Genomic DNA, 20,679 nt, shown 5'->3' on the forward strand with positions numbered 1-20,679 from the left:
CCTGTGTCAGACGCGCTCCGGCGGGGTAGACACCGCGCGAGGCTGACCAGTGAGGAGAACAGCGGACATGGCCCAGCAGTACGGCGAGGCCGCCACGATCACGACGCCCGACCCCGAAACGACCAGCACGCAGCGCTACGAACAGATGCGAGAGGCGGCAAACCGCGCGATGAGCACCATTTCGATCCCCGCGGACCAGGCACCGACGACGGGGACCCAGCCACCGGCGACGGGGACCCAGCCAACGACGACGGGGACACTCCGAACGCCCGCCGGCTGGACGGCCGTCGAGCCGGACGTAGACCCTGAGCTGCTGTCCTACCGCGGCTTCAAGTTCGGTGCGGCGTTCTTCGGGTGGCTGATCGCGATCGCCATGTCGGTGCTGCTGCTCGCCGCCGTCTCCGCGGCGGCCCTCGGCACCGCGCAGGTCCTGGACTACACCAGTACCGACGCGAAGGCCGACCCCGGCGCAGCGGCCATCACCGCTGCGGCTGTCGCCGTCTTCATGCTGAGCCTGGCCTTCTACGCCGGCGGGTACGTCGCCGGCCGGCTCGCTCGCTTCGACGGCGGACGGCAGGGCTTCGGCGTCTGGATGATCGCGCTGCTGGTCTCGGTCCTCGCGGCCGGCGGAGGCGCGCTACTGAACAACCAGTACGACCTCATCGCCGACATCAACCGGCCGGACGTGGCGCTGTCCAACGACACGCTCACCATGGGCGGAATCATCGCGGCGGCGACGCTGGTCCTGCTGACGCTGATGTTCGCGATCCTCGGTGGGAAGGCCGGCCAGCGGTACCACGACAAGATCGACCGTTTGCTCGACTAGCGGGCAGTTACCACCTCACCACGCATGGCCAGCGGTTTCGCGGGTACCGGACGGGTGCACGGGGCCTGCCGGTGAGGAGAACTGACGATGGTCCAGCACTACCGTGACGACACGGATACACAGCAGCTCGACGAGACCCGCACGCTGCGCCGCGCTGAGCACGAGCAAGAGACCCAGCCGACGCACCGAGCGGACGTCCGGACTTCGGCCGCCACTGAGGTGGACCCGGCGTACCGGGGGTTCAAAGGCGGTTCCGCGTTCTTCGGCTGGCTGGTCGCGATCGGACTGATCGCCCTGCTGACCGGAATCGTCGGCGCCATCGCGGCCGGCGTGGACTACGCGACCCCGATCGACTGGACCGCGGCCAAGGCCGACGCGGGCACGATCGGCGTCGTGTCCGGCGCGGTCCTGGTCGTGATCCTGGCGATCGCCTACTACAACGGCGGGTACGTAGCCGGCCGGCTGGCCCGGTTCGACGGTGCCCGGCAGGGCTTCGGCGTCTGGCTGATCGGCGTACTCGTGACGGTCGTCGTCGCGGGCATCGCGGCACTGGCCGGCTCGCAGTACGACGTCCTGAACCGGGTGGATCTGCCGTCACTGCCGATCGCGGTCCACACGCTGACCGCGGGCGGACTGGTCGCCCTCGCGGCGGCTGTCGTGGTCACGCTGCTGGCCGCGCTGGTCGGCGGCAAGGCCGGGCAGCGCTACCACCGCCGCATCGACCTCAGCGGCGACTGACAGCAGGGACCAGACCCGGACGGCGGATAGCTCCCATCCGCCGTCCGGGTCTTCCTTGCCCGAGGTGCCGGCGCCGTGCAGGATGCCGGACATGTCAGCCCGTACTGCGCTCGTCGTCGGAGGCACGAGTGGGATCGGCGCGGCCACCGCGCTGCGGTTCGGCGCCGACGGCGCGACCGTGATCGCCGCCGGCCTGGGCGGCTCGGAGGCCCCGCCGGAGCTGCGGAGAGTCGCCGACGTTCGCGAGCTCGATCTGAGCGAGCCGCACGCCCTCGAGGACCTGATCCAGTCGCTCGACGGTCTCGACGTCCTGGTGAACGCGGCCGGCATCATCCGGCGAGGTGACGAGCACCGGCCGGAGGTGTTCCGCGAGGTCGTCGAGATCAACCTGACCGGCGCGATGCGAGCGGCCGAGGTGGCGCACGACCTGCTGTCCGCGAGCCAGGGCTGTGTCGTCAACGTCGCGTCGATGCTGAGCTACTTCGGTGGTCCGCTCGTCCCGGCGTACAGCGCCAGCAAGGGTGGGATCGTCCAGCTGACCAAGTCGCTCGCGGTCGCGTGGGCCGCGGACGGCATCCGGGTGAACGCGGTCGCGCCCGGCTGGATCGCCACCGACCTGACCGCCGCGCTGCAAGCCGATCCGGTCGCCTCCGACCGGATCCTTTCCCGGACGCCGATGGCTCGCTGGGGCACGCCCGCCGAGGTCGCCGGTGTGATCGCGTTCCTCGCCGGGCCGGACGCGGGGTTCGTCACCGGCACCGTCGTACCCGTCGACGGCGGATACCAGAGCATGTGAAGGAGCAGTCGATGATCCCGGTTTCAGCAGGTGTGCCCGCGGAGATCGCCGTACCGGCGGTGCCCGAGGACGAGCGGCTGTGGGTGCCGCAGGCGCCGGACGTATGGTTCCGGCCGTTGATGCTGAACACGGTCACCGGTCAGTGGTGCAACCTGCTCAAGGTCACCCGGTCCGGCATCGTGTCCCGGCACCGGCACCCGAGCGCGGTCTTCGGCTATGTGATCAAGGGCAAGTGGCAGTACGACGAGCACGGATGGGTCGCGGAGACGGGATCGTTCGTGTACGAACCGCCGGGCGAGATCCACACGCTGCGAGTGCCCGAGGACTGCACCGAGATGATCACGTTCTTCAACATCTCCGGCGCGATGATCTACGTCGACGACGAGGGCAACCAGACCGGGTACGAGGACACGTTCACCAAGATCCAGCTCTGCCGCGACCACTACGGGTCGAACGGCCTCGGAGCGGACTACGTCGACCAGTTCATCCGCTAGCCCAGGTCGGCGCGGGTACGGCGCGGACCGCGGTGATCACCTGGTCCAGTGCCGGGGTGCGAGGCCGGTCGCGGTGGACGAAGAGTGCCACCTGCCGCTGCACTCCTGAGTCGCTGATCGGGACCAGGCGTACGCCGGTGAGGTTGGCGGTGGTGACCGCGAGTGCGTTGGTGACGCCTGTGCCCAGACCGTGGCGGACCAGCGAGAGTAGGGTTTGCGGCTGGTTGGTGCGGAAGACACTCTCCGGGTTGAGTCCAGCGGAGGCGAACGCAAGGGTGTGACTCGAACTGGCGTACGCCCGAGGTCTCTCCGATCGAGATCAGCGGCAACTCGGCCAACTCCCCGAGGCTGACCTGCGGCGCCGCGGCCAGCGGGTGGCCGTCCTGGAACACGGCGACCAGCGGCTCGGTCCAGAGGATCTCGTGGTGCAGCGACTCCGACGCCACCAGCGGATGGACCGGCCGGATCGCGAGGTCGACGTCACCCCGCCCGAGGGCGCCTTCGAGGTCGATGCTCGGCCCCTCGACCAGATGCAGCCTGATCTCCGTGGGCAGGCGTCGTACCACTTGAGGGAAGAGCCAGGCCGCGGCGCTCGGGTAGGTGCCGAAGCGGACCTCTCCCCCGGCAGACGCCAGGTCGTTGAGTCGGTTGAGGATCTCCTCGGCGTGCGGGACGAGTGCACGTCCTTCCGGAGTAAGTCTGGCCGGGTGGGTGGTGCGGTCGAAGAGCTGCACACCGAGGGCCTTCTCCAGCTCGGCGATGTGTTCGCTGATCCGCGACTGGGAGCGGAAGGTCGCCTTGGCCGCGGCCGAGAACCCGCCGTGGCGGGCGACGGCGACGAAGCTGACGATCCAGTCCATCCGGAACCCGTACGCCGCGGTGAGATCCATGGCATCACGCTAGCCGGGAAGACCGCGGCCGGTCCGGACGTTGACCTCTGATGTGCTCGAGGTAGTGGTGATCGGCGCCGGCCAGGCCGGCCTGTCGGCTGCGTACCACCTGGTGCGGCTGGGCTTCACGCCGTACGACGAGGTCGTCGTCCTGGACCGGAACCCGGAGCCGGGTGGGGCGTGGCAGCATCGGTGGGAGTCGCTGACCATGCACGACGTGCACGGGATCGCGAACCTGCCGGGCGTGCCGGTGCCGTCGAGCGCTGGGCCGGAGCGGGCGAACGCGTTTGTGCCGTCATACTTCGCGGACTACGAGAAGCGGTTCGAGTTGCCTGTGGTGCGGCCGGTGACGGTGTCGAGCGTGCAGGCCGTGGACGGCGGGTTCGAGGTGCGGACATCTGCCGGCAGCTACCGTACGGCGGCTCTGGTGAACGCGACGGGGACATGGAACCGGCCGTTCATTCCCTGGTATCCGGGGATCGAGACCTTCCGTGGGCGGCAGCTACACACGGCCGACTACAACGGGGCCGCCGAATTCGCCGGACAGCACGTGCTGGTCGTCGGCGGTGGTGCGTCGGCGGTCCAATTGCTCGCGGAGATCTCCGAGGTCGCGACGACCACCTGGGTGACGCGGCGGCCGCCGGAGTGGCGGACCGGTGAGGATTTCAATCCCGAGTACGGCCGCAAGGTGGTCGCGAAGGTCGAGGAACGCGTCCGGGCGGGCCTGCCGCCGAGAAGTGTGGTGAGTGTGACGGGCCTGCACCTCCGCGAGCAGGAGCAGGCTGCGTGGGAGCGTGGCGTCTACACCCGGCTCCCGATGTTCACCCGCATCACGCCCGACGGCGTCGAGTGGGCCGACGGGCGTTCGGAGCACCTCGACGCGATCCTCTGGGCTACCGGCTTCCGCGCCGACCTGGCCCACCTCGCTCCCCTCCACCTCCGCGAGACCACTGGCGGCATCCGGATGAACGGCACCGCCACCGTCCTCGATCCCCGCATCCACCTGGTCGGGTACGGTCCGTCTGCCAGCACCATCGGCGCCAACCGAGCCGGCTTCACCGCCGCCCGCGACCTCCGCGACCTCCTCAAACCCGAGGTCAGACCCGACCGGGCAGTCGCGTCGTGATCTCCTGGACCAGCCACGTGCTCACGCGGTGGCTACCTGATCCCGGGTGGCGGTCGGTTCGGGCCAACAGGGGTGCCGTCGGACGGCGATCGGGAGAAGCGTGCCGGCGGTGAGAAAGATGGTGGCTGTGAGCAACCATCCGGGCCAGCCCCAGGTGACGGCGATGGTGGTGAGAATGAGTGGAGCCATGAGATCGCCGACTTGGTGACCCATCGCGTACGCGCCTTGGTACTGGCCCTGGGCACCGGGCGGGGCCAGCTCGAAGCTGATCCCCCACCCCCCGGCGGACTGCAGCATCTCGCCGAGAACGTGTACCAGAGCGGCCGCGATCAGCAGGCCGACGGTGATCGCTCCGGACGTGATGTCGGTGAGGGCCAGGACCACACACGCGGCGGCCAGCAGAAGGCCGGCCCGGCGCCCGGCGCGGGCGGCGCCGGGAAGGCTTTCGGTTCCGCGGGCGACCCGGATCTGGAGCAGGACCACGGCGACGGAGTTGATCACCAGCAGCACCGAGATCAACCACCGCGGCGCGTCCGTCGCGGTCGCGACCCACAGCGGGATCGCGATCTGCGCCATCGCGTTGTGCATGCTGAGTACGCCGTCCAACGCGACGAAGACCAGGAACGGACGGTCCTTCAACGCGGTCGACGCGGCCGGACCAGTTGCCGATGGCACCCTTTCCACCGCCGGCAGGCCGAACCGGACCAGGGCGGCGGTGGCCAGGTACGTCACCGCGTTCACCAGCAGGGCGACGACGTACACCTCCCGCCGGTCGACCGCGAGCACGATCCCGGCCAGCGCCATCCCCGCGCCCATCCCGATGTTGGTCGTCACGCGCAGGATCGCCCGGGTCCGCACCCGCTGGTCGGCCGGGGACAGGCCGGCGATCAGCGCGCCCTTCGCGCCCCGCTGGCCGGAGTCCGCGATCGCGGTGACGCCCGCGACCACGACGTACGGAACGAACGAACGGACCTGCGTCAGCGCACTCATCGTGATCGCCTGGAGGATGAGGAAGCCGACGTACGCGCGGTTGGGCCCGAGCCGATCGGCGACGACACCGAGCGGGGTGCTGGTCACCAGCCCGACCAGCCCGGCCACCGTGAGACCGACGCCGACCTGCCCGACCGAGAGCCCGGCTGCCCTGGTCAGGTAGAGCGCGCCGACAGCCGCGTACACACCGTTCCCCAGCGTGTTGACCAACGTTGCCGCAATCAACCGGCGCACGGCCGGCGGGAGAGATCCAGTCACCCCCTCACCCAACGTCCATCTGCCTAGTTCGGCCGTTGGACTGACGGATCCCGTCAATCCACCAGCTCCCGGGACGACGGCAGCACCGTTCCCGCAGGCAACACGTCGGGTGCTGATCCGCTCCTGCAACTGCGCATAGGTCTGCTCCGCGAGCCCACCTTCCTCCCCCAACCGCAGAGGCAGATCCATTCCGGCATTCTCGCCAAACCCCGGCTCACGGTGGCGCGGCGGTTGGGCTGCCACACTGGCGAGTCATGGAGATCAAACACCGGATGATCGTCTTGGACGCTGCCGACATCGATGCGGTGAGCACGTTCTGGGCCGGGTTCCTGGGTGGCACCGTCGAGAAGTGGGGCGACCGATGGCACTCGATCTGGGTCGACGGCGAGTGGGCGCTGGGTGTCCAGTCAGCTCCGAACCATGTGCGCCCGGACTGGCCCGATGGTGCTCCTCAGCAGATCCATTTCGACTTCTACTTCGAGGGCCTCGAAGCCTGGGACGCTGCCCATGAGCGGGTGACCGGCCTGGGTGCTCGCTTGCTGAAGGCCACCGACGATCGCACGGCGCCCCGCGGTATCCAGGTCTACGCCGACCCGGCCGGCCACCCGTTCTGCCTGTGCTGGGTCCCTGCGGCCGACTGAATCAAGCGTCGGACCCCGCTTCGATCGCGTCGAGGTCGCGGACGGCGAAACGGTGGTGCTCCCACTCCTCCTCCAGGATCACGTGCAGGCACGAGAGGACTGTCTCGGCGTGGTCGGGGGCGTGCGGATTCCGGCGCGTCTCGGCCAGCACCTCCGGTGTGACCGTGGCAATGAAGTCGCTCACCATCGCGACCCGACCCGCCCGGACCTCGAGCACCTCGTCGTACGACGGTCTGTCCGTTGTGGACTCCGACCCGTCCACGCCGTCGGCCTCGATGTCTCTGTCCGGTTGGCCGATGGGATGGAACGGCTGCTCGATCTCCAGAACCGCCTTGCCCAGCCACATGTCCGTCGCATGCACCAAGTGCCGCAGGGTCTGCGCGAACGACCACTCCCCGTCCACCGACACGTCAACCATCCCGGCCGGCATCGCCGCGGCACGCTCGAGCGTCACCGCCCAGGTGGACTGGAGCAACCTCCAGGCCGCACGCAGACCATCCGGATCCCCGGCCTGCCGGTCCGCGCGACCGGGAAAGCGCCGGTTCAGCTCAGCCTCGACGAACGAGATCACGTCGACACCATTGATCCGGAAGAACTCACCCTCGCCGAGCCACGGCGCATCGATATCCGTCCGCGCCACCTCGACTCCGCGCATCACCACCCCGGACAGATCACTCTCGACGAACCGGGCACCACTCAGATCCACACCGACGAACTCCGCCGCCTTCAGGTCATCAGACCGGCCGAAAGTTGCCATGACTTCTCCTCCTCGAGCACCCAGTTGCCGCAAGCTAACACGCGCCTCCGACAGTCTCCGCTGTCATTCCCAGGGCACGAGGAACCGTTGATAGTCGGTGAAGGGCACGAAGCCCATCCGTCGGTAGACCGGAGCGCCAAGCTCGGTGGCTTGGAGTACGACGACGTCGGCCCCGTAGTCGAAACCCATTCGTGCGACGGCCCCGGTCACGAGCGTCCCGAGCCCCCGGTTGCGCGCTGCGGCCGCGGTCGCCACCCAGTAGACCCCGGCGGCGGGCCCGCCGTGGATGACCATCGCGCAGGACACCGGTGTGCCGTTCACTCGGGCGACTACGGCCGCCACGTTCGGCGCCAACAACGCGCCCGGCGACGCGAAGTGGTCGACCGCTCCGACATCCCGGCGGCCATCGCGGAACACACTGCGATGCACCGCGACGAACTCGTCCACGCCGGAGCGATCCATGACCTGAACCAGCTCGGTTTCAGGCGGTACGGCGGATGCCGGTGGCGGCGTGTGCAGCGCCATGCCGAGCGCGGTGGATTGAAGTTGAAGCCCCTCGGTACGGGCTTGCGCAGCCAAGTCATTCGCGAGGTGCAGTTCGTCCATCACCGTTGCATCCAACACAACCCCGCGGCTCCGCCGCCACTCCAGGCTCCGACCCCGAAGCCCACCCCGGCGGCCTGCAAAGCGCTTTGGACCAGGCGAAATGACCACGAGCCAGGTTCGGGGTTCACCCCTGATCTGGTCCCAGCACCCCCGGAATGCGGTGGGCAGAAGGGTGCAACTGCGAGGTTCTCCGGCTCGTCTGCTGGATGTGGGTGGTTTCGGAGCGCGTTGCGTGGTGCCCCTGGTCGGTTCCCGCTCCGTCCCGCCTCACCCGTGTGGGAGCGGTGCGGACAGTCGACGGTCGGCCGCTGTTGATCGGCGGGGGTTTATCGGGGAGCGTTACCCGTCTGGATCGGCACACCTGGATCGGCAGGCCAGACTCCCCCGACCCCGATCGGACCGGAAGAGAGGGGGCAGGCCACGGGTCCGTGGCGCTGCAGGGTGTGGACACGGAGATACCGGCCCCGGGGTGCGCCCCGTTCTCTTCGGTGGAGGGTTTTCTGCCGGTTTGGGGAGGGTTTTCGTCCCGCACCGGGGTAAAACCCTCCTCGCACCAGGACACAGACCCACCGAACCCCATAGACCAGGTGATGGACGATTGCGTGAGCCCAGGTCGGCCACACGTCCTGTCGAAAAGTCCGCTGTACCGCGACCGCACCCTCCCGCAGGACACCACCCCACCCACACACCAGTCAGGAGAGCCGGTTCTCCCCTGAAATTGACCCGGGTGGAGGGCGAGTGCGGTAACGACCTCGACATGGATCTAGGGGCCGCCGGGTCTCACGCGAGGGGGAATCACCGCATGATGAGGGTGAGGAGGTCGGTGCCGAGGGTGGTGAGGGCGGACTCGTCCAGGCGGTAGGCGACGAACCGGCCTTGGCGTTCGGCGGTTACCAGGCCGGCTCGGGTGAGGGCTCGGAGATGGCGGGTGACCTGGGTGGGGTGGAGGCCCCACAGGGCGGCGATTTCGCCGGCAGTGCGGGGTTCACTGGCGACGGCCCGGCAGACCTGCAGGCGGTCGGGGGCGGCGAGCGCTTCCAACCGGGCACGGACTTGATGAGCGGTCGGTACGACGATCCCACGACCGCCGACGGGATAGATGATCGTGAGCGGCTCACCGGGAATCTCGCCCAGGAAGAGATGCGGCGCAATGTAGTTGCTCGGGACAAGCAAAACGGACCGCGCAGCCACATCGACGCGCTTGCTCTGCACCTTCTGCACCACGACACTGTCCGCGTCGCGTACTTCGATCGACCCGTCGAGCGACCGCAGCATCGCCCCCGCGCCGTCCCGCACCGCCAGATCCCGGTCCTGCCGCCCCCGCGCCGCCAGCGCCTCCTGCGATTCCTCCCACACGGCAGAGAACCACTCGACCCAACAAGCATCCAGCAGATCGACAAACCGACGTACCGGCTCAGCAGGATCAGTCAGCAACGCCTCGACCAATGCGGCGACAGACCGCCCCCGACTGCGAGCCCAATGCAGTACGGCGTCCGTGTCAGTGGTACGAGCGCTCAACGGACGCCCCCGCAATGGCCGCACCAGCTCAGCAGCCAACTCCGACGGAGAACGCGCACGCAGAGCGCGTAGCTCGTCCTCCCAAGAAGGCACCCCAGTCGCAGCAGTGGTCGCAAAGAATCGAGCCCGCACGGCCCGCACAGTCCACGTCCACTGCGACAACTCCGACCGCAGTACGGCGGGCATCCGCACCGCAGCCGCCCACTCAACCCGCCCGTGATGCCGGGGCTCGGCCAGCACATGCAACGCGCAGCCCAGCTCGATCAATGGCGACGCGACGTGCCGGATCCGCTCGGGGTCGAGCCGGCTCAGCCCCGCGAGAACTGTCGGCACTTAGTCCTTCAGCTTGAACTGGAGTTCGGTGTCCCAATCAGCCATGTCAGGGACCTCACGCGGATCGGACTTGTAGATCTCCAAGCGGGCGGTCCAGTTGTCGCCCACAGCGTCCCACTCCAGCCCCTCAGCGGAAGCCCAGGCGAGCAGCTCGCGAGTGGCGTCGAGCAGACCATCCGGGTGGCCGTGGTAGTTCACGCTCGCGTAGCGGCCGGCCGGGAGTACGCCGGTGACGATCTCCCCCTCGCCGTGGTGCAGGTCGTCGACCGGGAACCCGATCTCCATCACCAGCCCGGCCTCCATGTCGACCACGTCGTACTTGAAGAACGGCGCGTCGTTCGGCGCGATCTCGTGCGCGGCGAGCCAGTCGATGACCTCGCGCATCCGGTCCGCGAACGCCGCGATCCCGTCCAACGCGACCTTGCCCCGCAGTGCGACGTACGGCCGCTCCCCCACTTCCACGATCTCCGGCATGCGATCCTCCCAACTCGACAATGGACTCAACCTAACGCCTGCTGGATGGCACAGGCTTGCCGAGGTGGGCGACTGAGCGTGTACTGAGACCGGGGGTGGCCGCCATGTTCAAGGTCAAGGTTGCCGTAGTTGCTGTTGCCACGTTGGTACTAGGTCCGTCGGCACCTGCTCTGGCCGAGCCGACCACACCGCTCACCTACAACGCCGGGACCACGGCGACGCGGTTCACCGGGCTTGCGTTCGACACGTGTACGGCGCCGACCCTCACGCAGATGACCGCGTGGAAGGCATCGCCGTACAAGGCGATCGGCATCTACATCGGCGGAGTCAACCGCAGCTGTGCCCAGCCACAGCTCACCGCCGGCTGGGTCACAGCCGTCACGGCGATGGGTTGGCGGCTGGTCCCGATCTATCTGGGTCTTCAGGCACCCTGCGGCACCCGGAGATACAAGATGTCGACCACCTCCTCCAACCGGGAGGGGGTCCGGGAGGCGGATGACGCGGTCGCCAAGGCCAAGGCATTGGGCATCCTGCCGGGCAGTGCGATCTACAACGACATGGAGAACTACGACAACACGAACGCCGTCTGCCGTTCCGCCGTACTGCACTACCTGTCCGCGTGGACGAAGGAAGTACACCTGCAGCGATACCTGTCCGGCGTCTACGTTCACCAGAACTCCGGTGCACCGGACTTGGCCGCCGCTTACAACTCCACGTCGTACGCGCGACCGGATGCGCTGTGGATCGCACGCTGGGACCTCAGCAGCTCGCTCACCGGCTGGCCGACTGTCCCTAACCCTTTCTGGGCGGTCGGACAGCGCGGCAAGCAGTACCGGGGCGACCACACCGAGACGTACGGCGGTGTGACGCTCAACATCGACAACGACCGGTTCGACGCACCGGTCGCGAGTGTCTCGTACCTCTACACGGTCAGGACGACCATCCACAGCTATAGCGGCCCCTCGACCGCCTATCCGGTCAGGTCGACGATCCCCGCGAACGCGAAAGTCAGTATCGTCTGCCAGACCTTCGGCGCGAAGATCGGCACCACGATCGTCTGGAACAAGCTGATCAACGGCACCTACATCACGGACTACTACACCCGGACACCGAGCAAGCCCGGCTACAGCCCACCCCTCCCCGGCTGCAGCTACCCGTTCCAGACGACCATCAACGGCCTGAGCCGGCGGCGCGGCCCGGGTACGTCGTACGGGACCTACCCGGGCCCGCTGCCGGCCGGGGCACTGGCCTGGATCACCTGCCAGCTCCCCGGCACCAAGGTCGGCACGACCTCGGTCTGGAACCGTCTGAGCGACGGCTCGTACGTCACCGACTACTACGTCGCCACGGCGAGCAACACGACCTACACCGCGCCGATCCGCCGCTGCTGACTCACTGAGCCCAGGGCGGCTGGATCTGCGTGCCGTCTGCCATCGTGCCGGTGAAACCCGCGGTGATGGCGACGTACAGCTCGGCCTTGCCCTCGCCCAGGTTGGTGAGCGCGATCGGCTCGCCGGCGGGTACGACGACAGCGTCGCCGGGACCGAGCTTGTCGCCGTCGGCCGTGATCTGCACCGTGCCGGTGAGCACCATGAACACCTCGTCCCGGTCGAGCGTGTGCGGCTCACCGCCGCCGTGCCCGGGATCGACCGTGAGCTTCCAGGTGCACAGACCGGCGGAGCCACGGCTGGGTGCTGCCAGCCCGGTGAACTCGACGCCGTGCAACTCGAACCGCGGCGCCTCGGTCGCGCGAATGACGTGCATGGGTTCCCCCACTCCAGATAGTCAAGCTGACTTGACCAAGCCAGCTTGACTATCATGGCGTGCATGACGCGATCGGGCAAGCCGGATTTCGGGATCTTGTTGCTGCTGGCGGACCAGGAGTTCGTCCGCGCACTCCGCCAGGCGACGGCCGAGCAGGGGTACGACGACCAGGGCCGGTCGGACGGGTTCGTGTTGCGCACGCTGAGCGCCGGGCCGACCACGATCAGCGGACTGGCCGAGCGGCTGGAGATCACCAAGCAGGGCGCGAGCCAGATCGTCGACGACATGGAGCGCCGCGGGTACGTCGAGCGCCGGCCCGACCCGACCGACGCCCGGGCTCGGCTGCTACAGCTCACCGCACGAGGAGAGGCCGCACTCCAGGCGGCCCGGAAGTTCCACCAGGCCTATGAACGGAAGCTCCGCAGGCGCTTCGGCGACGAGGCGATCGACACGGTGCGCGGCGTACTGACCGAGATGGCCGGCGAGGCCCAGATCAGTACGCCGCACTTCCGCGCGTTGATGTTCTAAGCGAAGTACTTCGAGAACTGGTCGTTCGTCGGCCAGGTCTTCACGCCGTTGGCCGCGGTCCACAGCGCCGCGTCGATGTCGCCGTACGACTTGCCGCTGGCGTCGTCGCGGCGGTTGAACAGCGCCGCCCAGCTCATCCCGTTGTAGGTCCGGACCATGATGGTGAAGGTCCCCGGCATGCTGCCGGTGTGCCAGGTGTTGCGTCCGGTGCCGCCGGTCGTCGGGCGCACCTGCCAGCCGAGGCCGTAGTACCAGCCGTCGGAGTTCACGCCGATCTCGGGCTTCGCCCAGATGCTGTTCAGCGACGCCGTGTTCAGCACGCTCGACGACGTGTCGAACATCTTCGCCCACCGGACCAGGTCCGGAGCGCTCGCGATCCAGCCGCCGTTGGCATCCTGGATGCGCATGCTGAAGGACCCGTACGGCGCGGGCACGGTGGCACCCGACATGTCGAGCACGGTCTTCCCGGTGTACTGCGACTCGTACGGCACCTCACCGGAGTGCTTCGCGATCGAGTAGCCCTGCGCCATCCGCGTGATCTTCAACGGGGTGAGCAGCTTCTGCTGCACATAGGCGGGGTAGCTCAGGCCGCTCACCTTCTCGATCACCCGGCCGGCGAGCGTGTACCCGAAGTTGGAGTACGCGTACTTGGTGCCCGGGGCGTAGTCGAGCTTCCGGCCGGCCTCGTACTTGATCACGTCGGCGGGGTGCAGCTCCATCGGGACACCCAGCGCCCGGGAGATCACCGCGTCCTCCCATTCCGGGTCGCCCGAGATGTCGCGGTCCCAGCCGCCGAGGTGCTGCAGCAGTCGCTTGATCGTGACCGCGGACCAGCGGGTGTCCTTGGTCTGACCGGTCGGCGGCGTGATCGAGATGATGTTGCCGACCGGCGTCGACAGGCTCAGCTTGCCGTCCTGCACCAGCTTCACGATCGCGGCGGCCGTGAACGACTTCGTCAGGCTGGCGATCCGGAACAGCGAGGTCGGGTTGACGGTGAGCGCGGTGGACGTACTGTAGCCGCGGGCAAGCACCAGGCGGCCCTTGTAGGTCACCGCAAGCTGGCCGGCCGTCACGCCGCGCGCCTGCATGAACGTCTTCATCTGACTGTCGAACCCGGCCAGGGCCGCGACAGCGGTGCCGGTGGTCTTCCAGGTCGCGGCGGCATCGGCGGAGCGACTCAGGGCCGTTCCTGCTCCGGTGCCGACGGCGGCGACCGCGCCGGTGGCGATGGCTAGCTTGCCGAGATTCCGGCGCGACAACTCCACGGACGTGTTCTCCTTCAGGTCTTCAAGGCAGGGGGGTACTGCTGAAGGAGTCTCTCACCGCAGGGGTCTACTCGATCATCGATGCGTACGAGATGACCCCACGACGGATCTCGTCGACCACGGCTCGCGCGGTGGAACGCAACGGGGTCGGTCCGGCAGCGTCCGCGACCTGCTCGGTCAGGTCGATCAGTTGCTTCACCCAACGAACGAAATCACCGGCAGCCAGGTCGGATTCGTAGAGCACCTCGGCCAGCGAGGCACCCGACGCCCACCGGAACGCCGGCCAGCAGAAGCCGAGGTCCATCGAGCGCAGGAAGTCCACCCGCATGTCCCGCTCCAGCGCGGACAGGTCGCGCCAGATCCCACCCATCTTCTCCAGCGCCAGGCGTACGTCGCCACGCGGCAACCGTGGAGACGTCGGCTCGTCCTTCGACCGCGCCTCGTACACCAGCGCGGCAAGACACGCCGCGAGCTCGGGCACGGTGAGGTCGTCGAAAACTCCTTGCCGCAGGCACTCAGCCGCGACCAGGTCGAGCTCGGTGTAGATCCGCGACAGCCGGTCGCCGGCCTCGGTGGTCTTGTCGCCGTCCAGGTAGTGCAACGCGTCGAGGACCTGGCAGACCCGGTCGAACTGGCGGGCGATGGTGTTCGTCCGCTGCTCGATCTTTCGCTGCACCTCGCGGTTCTCCCGGTCGAGCCGGAAGTACCGCTCGGCCCAGCGAGCGTGGTCCTCGCGATCCGAGCAACCGTGGCACGGGTGCGCGCGCAATTGCGCCCGCATTTCCTGCAGCTCCGGGTCGTCGGCGTGACTGACCACATCCCGGCCGCGGGTGCGCGACGGCGGCCCGTCCTCGCCGAGCATGTCCGTGTGGTTCCGCAGTACCTGCGCGAGCTCACGCCGCTGCTGCGGGTTGCGTGGGTTGAACTTCTTCGGGATCCGCAGGCTGCTGATCGCCTCGACGGGCGTCGGGAAGTCGATCATCGACAGCTTCCGGACCTGCCGGTCCAGCGTCAGCACGGTCGGCCGCGGACCTTCGCGCTCCGAGCGCATCCCCGGGTCGAGGACGAGCGCCCAGCCCGCACTGCGGCCGGCCGGGATCCGGATGACGTCGCCGATCCGCAGCTTCTCGATCGACTCCTGGGCCTCGACCCGGCGATCGAGCTTGCGCCGCTTCGAGCCGGACGCCTCCCGCTCACCGATCCGCCGGCGCAGCTCGGCGTACTCGAGGAAGTCGCCGAGGTGGCAGTCGATGGACTCCTTGTAGCCCTCGAGCGCCTCGGTGTTGCGCTGCACCTGCCGGGCCAGCCCGACCACGGCCTGGTCGGACTGGAACTGCGCGAACGACAGCTCCAGCATGTCGCGGGCCCTGGTCCGCCCGACCTGGCGGACCAGGTTGACGGCCATGTTGTACGACGGGGAGAACGACGAGCGGAGCGGATACGTACGGGTGCTCGCCAGACCGGCCACGGCGCGTGGGTCGAAGCCTGGTTGCCACAGCACGACCGCATGACCCTCGACATCGATGCCACGACGCCCGGCCCGGCCGGTCAGCTGCGTGTACTCCCCCGGCGTGATGTCGACGTGCGCCTCGCCGTTCCACTTGCTCAGCTTCTCGAGTACGACGGTGCGCGCCGGCATGTTGATGCCCAGGGCAAGCGTCTCGGTGGCGAACACGACCTTGATCAGGCCGCGCGCGAACAGCTCCTCGACGACCTCCTTGAACGCGGCCAGCATGCCCGCGTGGTGGGCCGCGATGCCGCGGCTGAGCGCCTCGGCGAAGTCGTGGTAGCCGAGTACGCCGAGGTCCTCGTCCGGCAGGTCCGCGGTCCGCTCGGCCAGCACCCGCTTGATCTCGTCCCGCTCGGACGGCTTGGTCAGCCGCAGGCCCGAGCGCAGGCACTGGATCATCGCGTCCTCGCAACCCTTGCGGGAGAAGATGAAGTAGATCGCCGGCAGCAGCGCGCCGGCGTCCAGCTCCTCGACCACATCGGACCGGTACGGCGTGAAATGGGACCGCTGCGGGCGGCCCTTCGGGAGATCGCGACGCCGTCGGGGTTTGCGCGAGTCGTCGCGGAAGATCCGGTTGTCGTCGCGGGCGATCCGGACCAGCTGCGGGTTGACCAGGTCCTTCAGGTCGACCTGGTTGGCCTTCGCGGGGTTGCCGGACTTGGCCTTCGTGGGTGCGCCGACCCTTGCGGTCGGCGCCTCACCAGCGAACAGGTCGTGCAGGCGCTTGCCCACCATGACGTGCTGGAACAGCGGCACCGGCCGCTTCTCCTCCAGGACGACGACGGTGTTGCCGCGGACGGTCTCCAGCCAGTCGCCGAACTCCTCGGCATTGCTCACGGTCGCCGACAACGACACCACCGAGACCGATTCCTGCAGGTGGATCAGCACCTCCTCCCACACCGCGCCACGAGCGCGGTCGGCCAGGTAGTGCACTTCGTCCATCACGACGTACGAGAGACCGAGCAGGGTGCTGGAACCGGCGTACAGCATGTTCCGCAGGACCTCGGTCGTCATCACGACGATCGGGGCCTCGGAGTTGATCGAGTTGTCGCCGGTGAGCAGGCCGACCTTGTCGCTGCCGTAGCGGCTGACCAGGTCGGCGTACTTCTGGTTGCTCAGAGCCTTGATCGGGGTGGTGTAGAAACACTTCTGCCCGCGCTGCAGCGCCAGGTGGACGGCGAACTCGCCGACCAGCGTCTTCCCGGAGCCGGTGGGCGCGGCCACGAGCACCTGATGACCGTCCTCGAGGGCGGCGCAGGCGCGGAGCTGGAACTCGTCCAGTTCGAAGTCATAGAGCGCCCGAAACTCCTTCACGGCGGGATGCTCCTGGTCCGAGCGAAACACGGCGTACTTCTCGGACGGAGTGCTCATCCACGTCCTCGCTTCGCTCCGGGCGCGGATGAGACACGAGATGCGCTGTGTTGGATGGTGACCTCGCTCCGCTCGCTCACAGGCCCCAATCTATGCGACGCCACCCCCAAAGCCACGCTGGGTCAGCCAGGCGGCGGCCCGGGTGAGCGCCGCGTCGGCCTCGTCCATGAGGCCGACGTTGTACTGGTAGACGTGCGGCGCACCCGCGACGACGTCCAGGCTGACGTCGACCTCGTGGTCCGCGGCGCGGGCCGCGAGCCCTAGCGAGTCGTCGAGCAGGACCTCCGCCGTACCGACCTGGATCAGCAGCGGCGGCAGTCCGGTCAGGTCCGCGAGCAGCGGACTCGCCAACTCGTCCTTCGGGTCGTGGCCGGCGAGGTAGTGGTCGACGTACGCCTCCATGTGCGCACGGCTGAACAGTGGGTCGAAGTCACCCCGGGTGTCCATGCTCGCACCGGACAGCGTGAGGTCCGCCCAGGGCGAGAACACGACGACCGCGGCCGGCAACGGCAGGCCCTCCCGGCGTGCCGCCAGTACCAGGGCGAGCGCCAGCCCACCGCCCGCGGAGTCGCCCGCGACGAAGATCTCGCGGCCACCTTCGAGGAGTTCCTTGTACGCCGCCAGCGCATCGTCGACCGCCGCCGGGAAGGCGGCCTCCGGCGCCAGGCGATAGTCCAGCGACACCGCCTGCAGGCCGGTGCGACGGGCCAGCGGCGCGGCGAGATTGGCCCCGGTCCGCGCCGACCCGATCACGTAGCCCCCGCCGTGCAGATACAGGATCACGCCGTCCCCGTCGGCTCCGGCGACCTTCACGTCCAGCGCCGGGACACCGCCGAGCGAGCGCGGCTCCAGCGTGACGTCGTCACCGAGCGGGAGGGCCCCGAACACCGCGTCGAAGTCATCCCGCTGCTGGGCCGGCGACCGGGACGGGTCACCCTTGGAGATCATGCCGCGTGCGGTGGCTCGTTGGTCCTGACTCATCGTCCGCCTCCTGATAGATTCCGGGGAATATAGTTCTGCCTAACTACATTCCGAGGAATCCAATTCCGTGATCGTCAGGATCTGGCTGTGACTGATCTCACATCGTTGTTCACGGACCTGGTCCGGCTGGAAACGCGGCTCTACAACGTGCTCGACGCCCGGCTGAAGGCCGAGCACGGCCTCCCGCTCGGCCAGTTCGAGTTCCTCCGTGTCATCGCGGCCCGCGGGAACGCCCGGGTCTACGACCTGGCGCACGACATCGCGATCACGGTCGGCGCGACCAGCAAAGCCGTCGACCGACTCGAGTCCGCCGGCCGCTGCCGCCGTACGGCGAACCCGCACGACCGCCGCTCCTCCCTGGTCGAGCTGACGCCCGCGGGCGCCGAGATCCTGGCCGCGGCGACACCGACGGTCGAGGCCGAGCTCAATACGTGGGTCGGCTCGGTCCTCCCGGCCGCGAACCTCGAACTGCTCGCCACCATGCTCTCGATGCTCCGCCAACGCGCCGAGTCCGATCCCCGCACCGACCGCACCGAGCCGGCGGCGACCACACGACAGGCTCCCGGGCCGCTGGACACGCCTCAGACATGACACAGCCGAACTCCCTCCCCTGGTGGTCGGTGGGAGTCCGGCTGCGGGTCCGGATGGATCAGCTGATGTGGTACGGGTCGCCGTATACCTTCCAGTCGAGCGGAGTGTTCAGGTCGAAGTTGCCGTTGCGGAGGAAGACGCGCTGCGCGGTGTCGACGCGACTGGTGTCGCTGTGTGCCTCTTCCTGCTTCATAGCCCAGACACGCGCGTCAAGGAAGGCGTTGAGGTAGGTCGTCTCGTTTCCACCCTGCGACGGCGGCTTGGCCGTCCTCAGGGCACGACTCCGGATTCCCCCGAAGCTGGTGGCGTCGCTGCCGGGCCCGTGCATGACGATCGCGTCGTAGTAGCAGAACTGACCGAGGGTGCGCAGGCCGTCGGACTTCCCCTGCGACACCGCCGGGTTGAAGTAGACGCGGTCACGCTCGTCGTTCTGGCACTGCTGGAAGACGGTGTCCTTGGCGGCGGACTTCCAGTCCTTGGTGCCTCCGGTGGGCGTCCGAGAGATGAACTGTTAGGAAGCTTTCCTATCAGAGCAATCTCAGCACGACCAGAGGTGAGTGGGGTTTCAGAGTGTGAAGGTTCTGTCTCAGGCGAACACGGTGAGGGCGCCCGGGGCGATGGTGATGTCGATCGGGAGCGGCCCGAGCACCTCGCCGTCGCCGTAAGCCGTGATGCCGGGCGACTCGAGCCGGACCGAGCGGCCACGGAAGGTCCGCAGCATCGGATGGCCGACGTGGGTGCCCTTGGACAGCTTCGGGAACATCTGCAGCAGCGTGAGCCGGGACACCGGCTGGATGATCGTGACGTCGAGCAGGCCGTCGTCGATCTCGGCGCCGGCGCAGATCTGCAGTCCCCCGCCGTACGTGGGCCCGGTGCCGACCGCGACCAGCATCGCCTTGGTCTCGATCACCTCGCCGTCGACGGTCACGACGTACTCGAGTGGCTTGAACGTGCGGAGCTCGGCCAGGGTCGCGACCGTGTAGCGGGAGTTGCCCTTCGGCCAGCTCATCGCGTTGGCGCGCCGGTTCACCAGAGAGTCGAAGCCGCCGGCCACGACGGTGGTGATGTATTCGTCCTTCGCCACCGCGAGGTCGATCGTCCGGGTCTTGCCGGCCACGATCAGGTCGGCCGCCGCGGCCGGATCCTTCAGCGGTACGCCGATCCCGCGGGCGAAGTCGTTCCCGGTGCCGGCCGGGATCACGCCGAACGGCATTCCGGACTTGGCCAGCACCTGGGCACCGAGATGGATCGTGCCGTCGCCCCCGATCAGCGCGACCGCATCCGCGCCGGACGCGACCACCTCAGCGGAGATCCGGCCCACGTCCTCGGCGCAACTGGTGGCGAACACGTCGACGGTCAGTCCGGCCGCGGCAAGCCGTTCGCGGACGATCGGAGCAACCCGGGCACCAAGGCCCCGACCGGCAGTGGGATTCACTACCAGCGCAACACGCCTCATCAGTCGGCCAGCAGTTCCTCTGAGTGCCGCGCGCGGCGCTTGTCGTTGAAGCGCGAGATCACCTCGGCGGCGAAGAACAGCAGGCACATCGGGATCGCCAGCAGGCACATCGTGAACGGGTCACCGGACGGCGTCGCGACCGCGGCGAACACGAAGATCACCAGGATGATGTACGGCCGGAACTTGGCGAGCGCCTTGGCCGGCACCACGCCGACCATGTTCAGCAGCACGACGACCAGCGGGATCAGGAACGCGACGCCGAACACCAGCATCGTCCGGATGACGAAGTCCAGGTACGTCGGCAGCTCGATCAGGTTCTGGATGTCCAGCGGCGTGAAGCTGATCAGGATCGCGATGCCCTTCGGCAGCGTCCAGTAGGCCACCGCCATACCGGTGGCGAACAGCGGCGCCGCGATTCCGGCGAAGATGTAGGCCCACTTGCGCTCGTTGCGGTGCAGGCCCGGCGCGACGAACGCCCAGAGCTGGTACAGCCAGACCGGACTGGCGAGCACCAGGCCGAACAGCGCGGAGATCTTGATCCGGAACGTCAGCGCGTCGCCGACGCCGGGGAACGTGAGGATCGGCTCCTTGCCCTGCTCCCGGGCCAGGTCACCGACGCTGGTGTGGAAGGGCTGGGTCAGGAACCTGAACGCTTCGTCGTAGAAGATCCAGCCGAGCACCGTGCACACCACGATCGCGAGCACGCTGATGAGCAACCGGTTGCGAAGCTCGACAATATGCTCGCGCAGGGTCATCCGACCCTCGT

21 protein-coding genes and 2 pseudogenes are annotated in these 20,679 nt (G+C 68.3%); 9 read left to right on the forward strand and 14 right to left on the reverse strand.

All coding sequences use genetic code 11. The features are described 5' to 3' along the window. Positions 1 to 49: 49 nt before the first annotated feature. From OG555_RS01090 to OG555_RS01105, 4 genes are all read left to right on the forward strand, one after another. Positions 50 to 826, forward strand: a complete 777-nt coding sequence (locus OG555_RS01090) for a hypothetical protein (protein ID WP_329480279.1) — start codon at positions 50 to 52, stop codon at positions 824 to 826. A gap of 87 nt (positions 827 to 913) precedes the next feature. Further along, positions 914 to 1,564: a hypothetical protein gene (locus OG555_RS01095; RefSeq protein ID WP_329480281.1), complete on the forward strand. Its 651-nt coding sequence runs from the start codon at positions 914 to 916 to the stop codon at positions 1,562 to 1,564. A 91-nt stretch (positions 1,565 to 1,655) separates the two neighbouring features. Further along, the gene (locus OG555_RS01100; protein ID WP_329480283.1) at positions 1,656 to 2,360 is read left to right on the forward strand and encodes an SDR family NAD(P)-dependent oxidoreductase; all 705 of its coding nucleotides are present in this window, start codon (positions 1,656 to 1,658) and stop codon (positions 2,358 to 2,360) included. 11 nt (positions 2,361 to 2,371) lie between these two features. Next, positions 2,372 to 2,854, forward strand: coding sequence for a 2,4'-dihydroxyacetophenone dioxygenase family protein (locus OG555_RS01105; protein ID WP_328519049.1), 483 nt, complete (start codon positions 2,372 to 2,374; stop codon positions 2,852 to 2,854). Here the strand turns inward: OG555_RS01105 and OG555_RS42680 are convergent. After that, positions 2,844 to 3,059: pseudogene (locus OG555_RS42680) on the reverse strand (LysR substrate-binding domain-containing protein); the annotation flags it as partial. The gene OG555_RS01105 and the pseudogene OG555_RS42680 overlap by 11 nt on opposite strands. Positions 3,060 to 3,183: 124 nt before the next feature. Next, positions 3,184 to 3,744 (reverse strand): annotated as a pseudogene (locus OG555_RS42685) (LysR family transcriptional regulator); the annotation flags it as partial. A 40-nt stretch (positions 3,745 to 3,784) separates the two neighbouring features. Here OG555_RS42685 and OG555_RS01115 point away from each other — a divergent pair. Beyond that, positions 3,785 to 4,870, forward strand: a complete 1,086-nt coding sequence (locus OG555_RS01115; RefSeq protein ID WP_329480287.1) for an FAD-dependent oxidoreductase — start codon at positions 3,785 to 3,787, stop codon at positions 4,868 to 4,870. Between the two features lie 21 nt (positions 4,871 to 4,891). Here OG555_RS01115 and OG555_RS01120 read toward each other — a convergent pair whose 3' ends face one another. Further along, positions 4,892 to 6,118, reverse strand: a complete 1,227-nt coding sequence (locus OG555_RS01120) for an MFS transporter (protein ID WP_329480289.1) — start codon at positions 6,116 to 6,118, stop codon at positions 4,892 to 4,894. A gap of 254 nt (positions 6,119 to 6,372) precedes the next feature. Between OG555_RS01120 and OG555_RS01125 the strand changes: the two genes are divergently transcribed. Next, positions 6,373 to 6,759 carry a VOC family protein gene (locus OG555_RS01125; RefSeq protein ID WP_329480291.1) on the forward strand — a complete coding sequence of 129 codons (387 nt, stop codon included), beginning with the start codon at positions 6,373 to 6,375 and terminating at the stop codon, positions 6,757 to 6,759. A gap of 1 nt (position 6,760) precedes the next feature. On the opposite strand, the gene OG555_RS01130 is transcribed toward OG555_RS01125, so the two are convergent. The 4 genes from OG555_RS01130 to OG555_RS01145 all read right to left on the reverse strand — a co-directional run bounded on the left by OG555_RS01130 (position 6,761) and on the right by OG555_RS01145 (position 10,447). After that, positions 6,761 to 7,516: a DinB family protein gene (locus OG555_RS01130; protein ID WP_329480293.1), complete on the reverse strand. Its 756-nt coding sequence runs from the start codon at positions 7,514 to 7,516 to the stop codon at positions 6,761 to 6,763. A gap of 63 nt (positions 7,517 to 7,579) precedes the next feature. Then, positions 7,580 to 8,122, reverse strand: a complete 543-nt coding sequence (locus tag OG555_RS01135) for a GNAT family N-acetyltransferase (RefSeq protein ID WP_329480295.1) — start codon at positions 8,120 to 8,122, stop codon at positions 7,580 to 7,582. Between the two features lie 795 nt (positions 8,123 to 8,917). After that, complete coding sequence (locus tag OG555_RS01140) at positions 8,918 to 9,973, reverse strand: ArsR/SmtB family transcription factor (protein WP_329480297.1); 1,056 nt, start codon at positions 9,971 to 9,973, stop codon at positions 8,918 to 8,920. Continuing rightward, the gene (locus tag OG555_RS01145; RefSeq protein ID WP_329480299.1) at positions 9,974 to 10,447 is read right to left on the reverse strand and encodes a GyrI-like domain-containing protein; all 474 of its coding nucleotides are present in this window, start codon (positions 10,445 to 10,447) and stop codon (positions 9,974 to 9,976) included. Positions 10,448 to 10,551: 104 nt separating this feature from the next. On the opposite strand from OG555_RS01145, the gene OG555_RS01150 reads away from it, so the two are divergent. Further along, positions 10,552 to 11,838, forward strand: coding sequence for a glycoside hydrolase domain-containing protein (locus OG555_RS01150; RefSeq protein WP_329480301.1), 1,287 nt, complete (start codon positions 10,552 to 10,554; stop codon positions 11,836 to 11,838). Between the two features lies 1 nt (position 11,839). Here the strand turns inward: OG555_RS01150 and OG555_RS01155 are convergent, their stop codons facing one another. Beyond that, complete coding sequence (locus OG555_RS01155) at positions 11,840 to 12,211, reverse strand: cupin domain-containing protein (RefSeq protein ID WP_329480303.1); 372 nt, start codon at positions 12,209 to 12,211, stop codon at positions 11,840 to 11,842. A 63-nt stretch (positions 12,212 to 12,274) separates the two neighbouring features. Between OG555_RS01155 and OG555_RS01160 the strand changes: the two genes are divergently transcribed. Then, a complete protein-coding gene (locus OG555_RS01160; protein WP_329480304.1) occupies positions 12,275 to 12,739 on the forward strand; it encodes a MarR family winged helix-turn-helix transcriptional regulator in 465 nt (154 codons plus the stop codon). Here the strand turns inward: OG555_RS01160 and OG555_RS01165 are convergent. The 3 genes from OG555_RS01165 to OG555_RS01175 form a co-directional block, all read right to left on the reverse strand. Then, positions 12,736 to 14,004: a serine hydrolase domain-containing protein gene (locus OG555_RS01165; protein WP_329480306.1), complete on the reverse strand. Its 1,269-nt coding sequence runs from the start codon at positions 14,002 to 14,004 to the stop codon at positions 12,736 to 12,738. The genes OG555_RS01160 and OG555_RS01165 overlap by 4 nt on opposite strands. Before the next feature lie 67 nt (positions 14,005 to 14,071). Continuing rightward, positions 14,072 to 16,885, reverse strand: a complete 2,814-nt coding sequence (locus tag OG555_RS01170; protein WP_329480308.1) for a DEAD/DEAH box helicase — start codon at positions 16,883 to 16,885, stop codon at positions 14,072 to 14,074. A gap of 90 nt (positions 16,886 to 16,975) precedes the next feature. After that, complete coding sequence (locus tag OG555_RS01175; RefSeq protein ID WP_329480310.1) at positions 16,976 to 17,866, reverse strand: alpha/beta hydrolase; 891 nt, start codon at positions 17,864 to 17,866, stop codon at positions 16,976 to 16,978. Positions 17,867 to 17,953: 87 nt separating this feature from the next. Between OG555_RS01175 and OG555_RS01180 the strand changes: the two genes are divergently transcribed. Beyond that, positions 17,954 to 18,457 (forward strand): MarR family winged helix-turn-helix transcriptional regulator, encoded by a 504-nt coding sequence (locus OG555_RS01180; protein ID WP_329480312.1) that lies wholly within the window; start codon positions 17,954 to 17,956, stop codon positions 18,455 to 18,457. Positions 18,458 to 18,515: 58 nt separating this feature from the next. Here the strand turns inward: OG555_RS01180 and OG555_RS01185 are convergent, their stop codons facing one another. The 3 genes from OG555_RS01185 to tatC all read right to left on the reverse strand — a co-directional run bounded on the left by OG555_RS01185 (position 18,516) and on the right by tatC (position 20,668). Further along, entirely contained in the window at positions 18,516 to 18,962 is a 447-nt protein-coding gene (locus OG555_RS01185; RefSeq protein WP_329484946.1) for a chitosanase, read from the reverse strand. A gap of 81 nt (positions 18,963 to 19,043) precedes the next feature. Beyond that, positions 19,044 to 19,913 carry a diacylglycerol/lipid kinase family protein gene (locus OG555_RS01190; protein WP_329480314.1) on the reverse strand — a complete coding sequence of 290 codons (870 nt, stop codon included), beginning with the start codon at positions 19,911 to 19,913 and terminating at the stop codon, positions 19,044 to 19,046. Then, the gene (gene tatC, locus OG555_RS01195) at positions 19,913 to 20,668 is read right to left on the reverse strand and encodes a twin-arginine translocase subunit TatC (RefSeq protein WP_329480317.1); all 756 of its coding nucleotides are present in this window, start codon (positions 20,666 to 20,668) and stop codon (positions 19,913 to 19,915) included. The genes OG555_RS01190 and tatC overlap by 1 nt, the downstream gene beginning before the upstream one ends. Between the last annotated feature and the right edge of the window lie 11 nt (positions 20,669 to 20,679).

This window comes from Kribbella sp. NBC_01484 (assembly GCF_036227145.1).
Taxonomy (GTDB): domain Bacteria; phylum Actinomycetota; class Actinomycetes; order Propionibacteriales; family Kribbellaceae; genus Kribbella.

Bases quoted from the DNA above. Each gene is read 5' to 3' on its own strand.
- OG555_RS01125 (WP_329480291.1), top strand. From the start codon at position 6,373: ATGGAGATCAAACACCGGATGATCGTCTTGGACGCTGCCGACATCGAT.
- tatC (WP_329480317.1), bottom strand. From the start codon at position 20,668: ATGACCCTGCGCGAGCATATTGTCGAGCTTCGCAACCGGTTGCTCATC.
- OG555_RS01170 (WP_329480308.1), bottom strand. From the start codon at position 16,885: ATGAGCACTCCGTCCGAGAAGTACGCCGTGTTTCGCTCGGACCAGGAG.
- OG555_RS01155 (WP_329480303.1), bottom strand. From the start codon at position 12,211: ATGCACGTCATTCGCGCGACCGAGGCGCCGCGGTTCGAGTTGCACGGC.
- OG555_RS01175 (WP_329480310.1), bottom strand. From the start codon at position 17,866: ATGAGTCAGGACCAACGAGCCACCGCACGCGGCATGATCTCCAAGGGT.
- OG555_RS01105 (WP_328519049.1), top strand. From the start codon at position 2,372: ATGATCCCGGTTTCAGCAGGTGTGCCCGCGGAGATCGCCGTACCGGCG.
- OG555_RS01130 (WP_329480293.1), bottom strand. From the start codon at position 7,516: ATGGCAACTTTCGGCCGGTCTGATGACCTGAAGGCGGCGGAGTTCGTC.
- OG555_RS01135 (WP_329480295.1), bottom strand. From the start codon at position 8,122: ATGGACGAACTGCACCTCGCGAATGACTTGGCTGCGCAAGCCCGTACC.
- OG555_RS01100 (WP_329480283.1), top strand. From the start codon at position 1,656: ATGTCAGCCCGTACTGCGCTCGTCGTCGGAGGCACGAGTGGGATCGGC.
- OG555_RS01095 (WP_329480281.1), top strand. From the start codon at position 914: ATGGTCCAGCACTACCGTGACGACACGGATACACAGCAGCTCGACGAG.
- OG555_RS01160 (WP_329480304.1), top strand. From the start codon at position 12,275: ATGACGCGATCGGGCAAGCCGGATTTCGGGATCTTGTTGCTGCTGGCG.
- OG555_RS01150 (WP_329480301.1), top strand. From the start codon at position 10,552: ATGTTCAAGGTCAAGGTTGCCGTAGTTGCTGTTGCCACGTTGGTACTA.
- OG555_RS01190 (WP_329480314.1), bottom strand. From the start codon at position 19,913: ATGAGGCGTGTTGCGCTGGTAGTGAATCCCACTGCCGGTCGGGGCCTT.
- OG555_RS01145 (WP_329480299.1), bottom strand. From the start codon at position 10,447: ATGCCGGAGATCGTGGAAGTGGGGGAGCGGCCGTACGTCGCACTGCGG.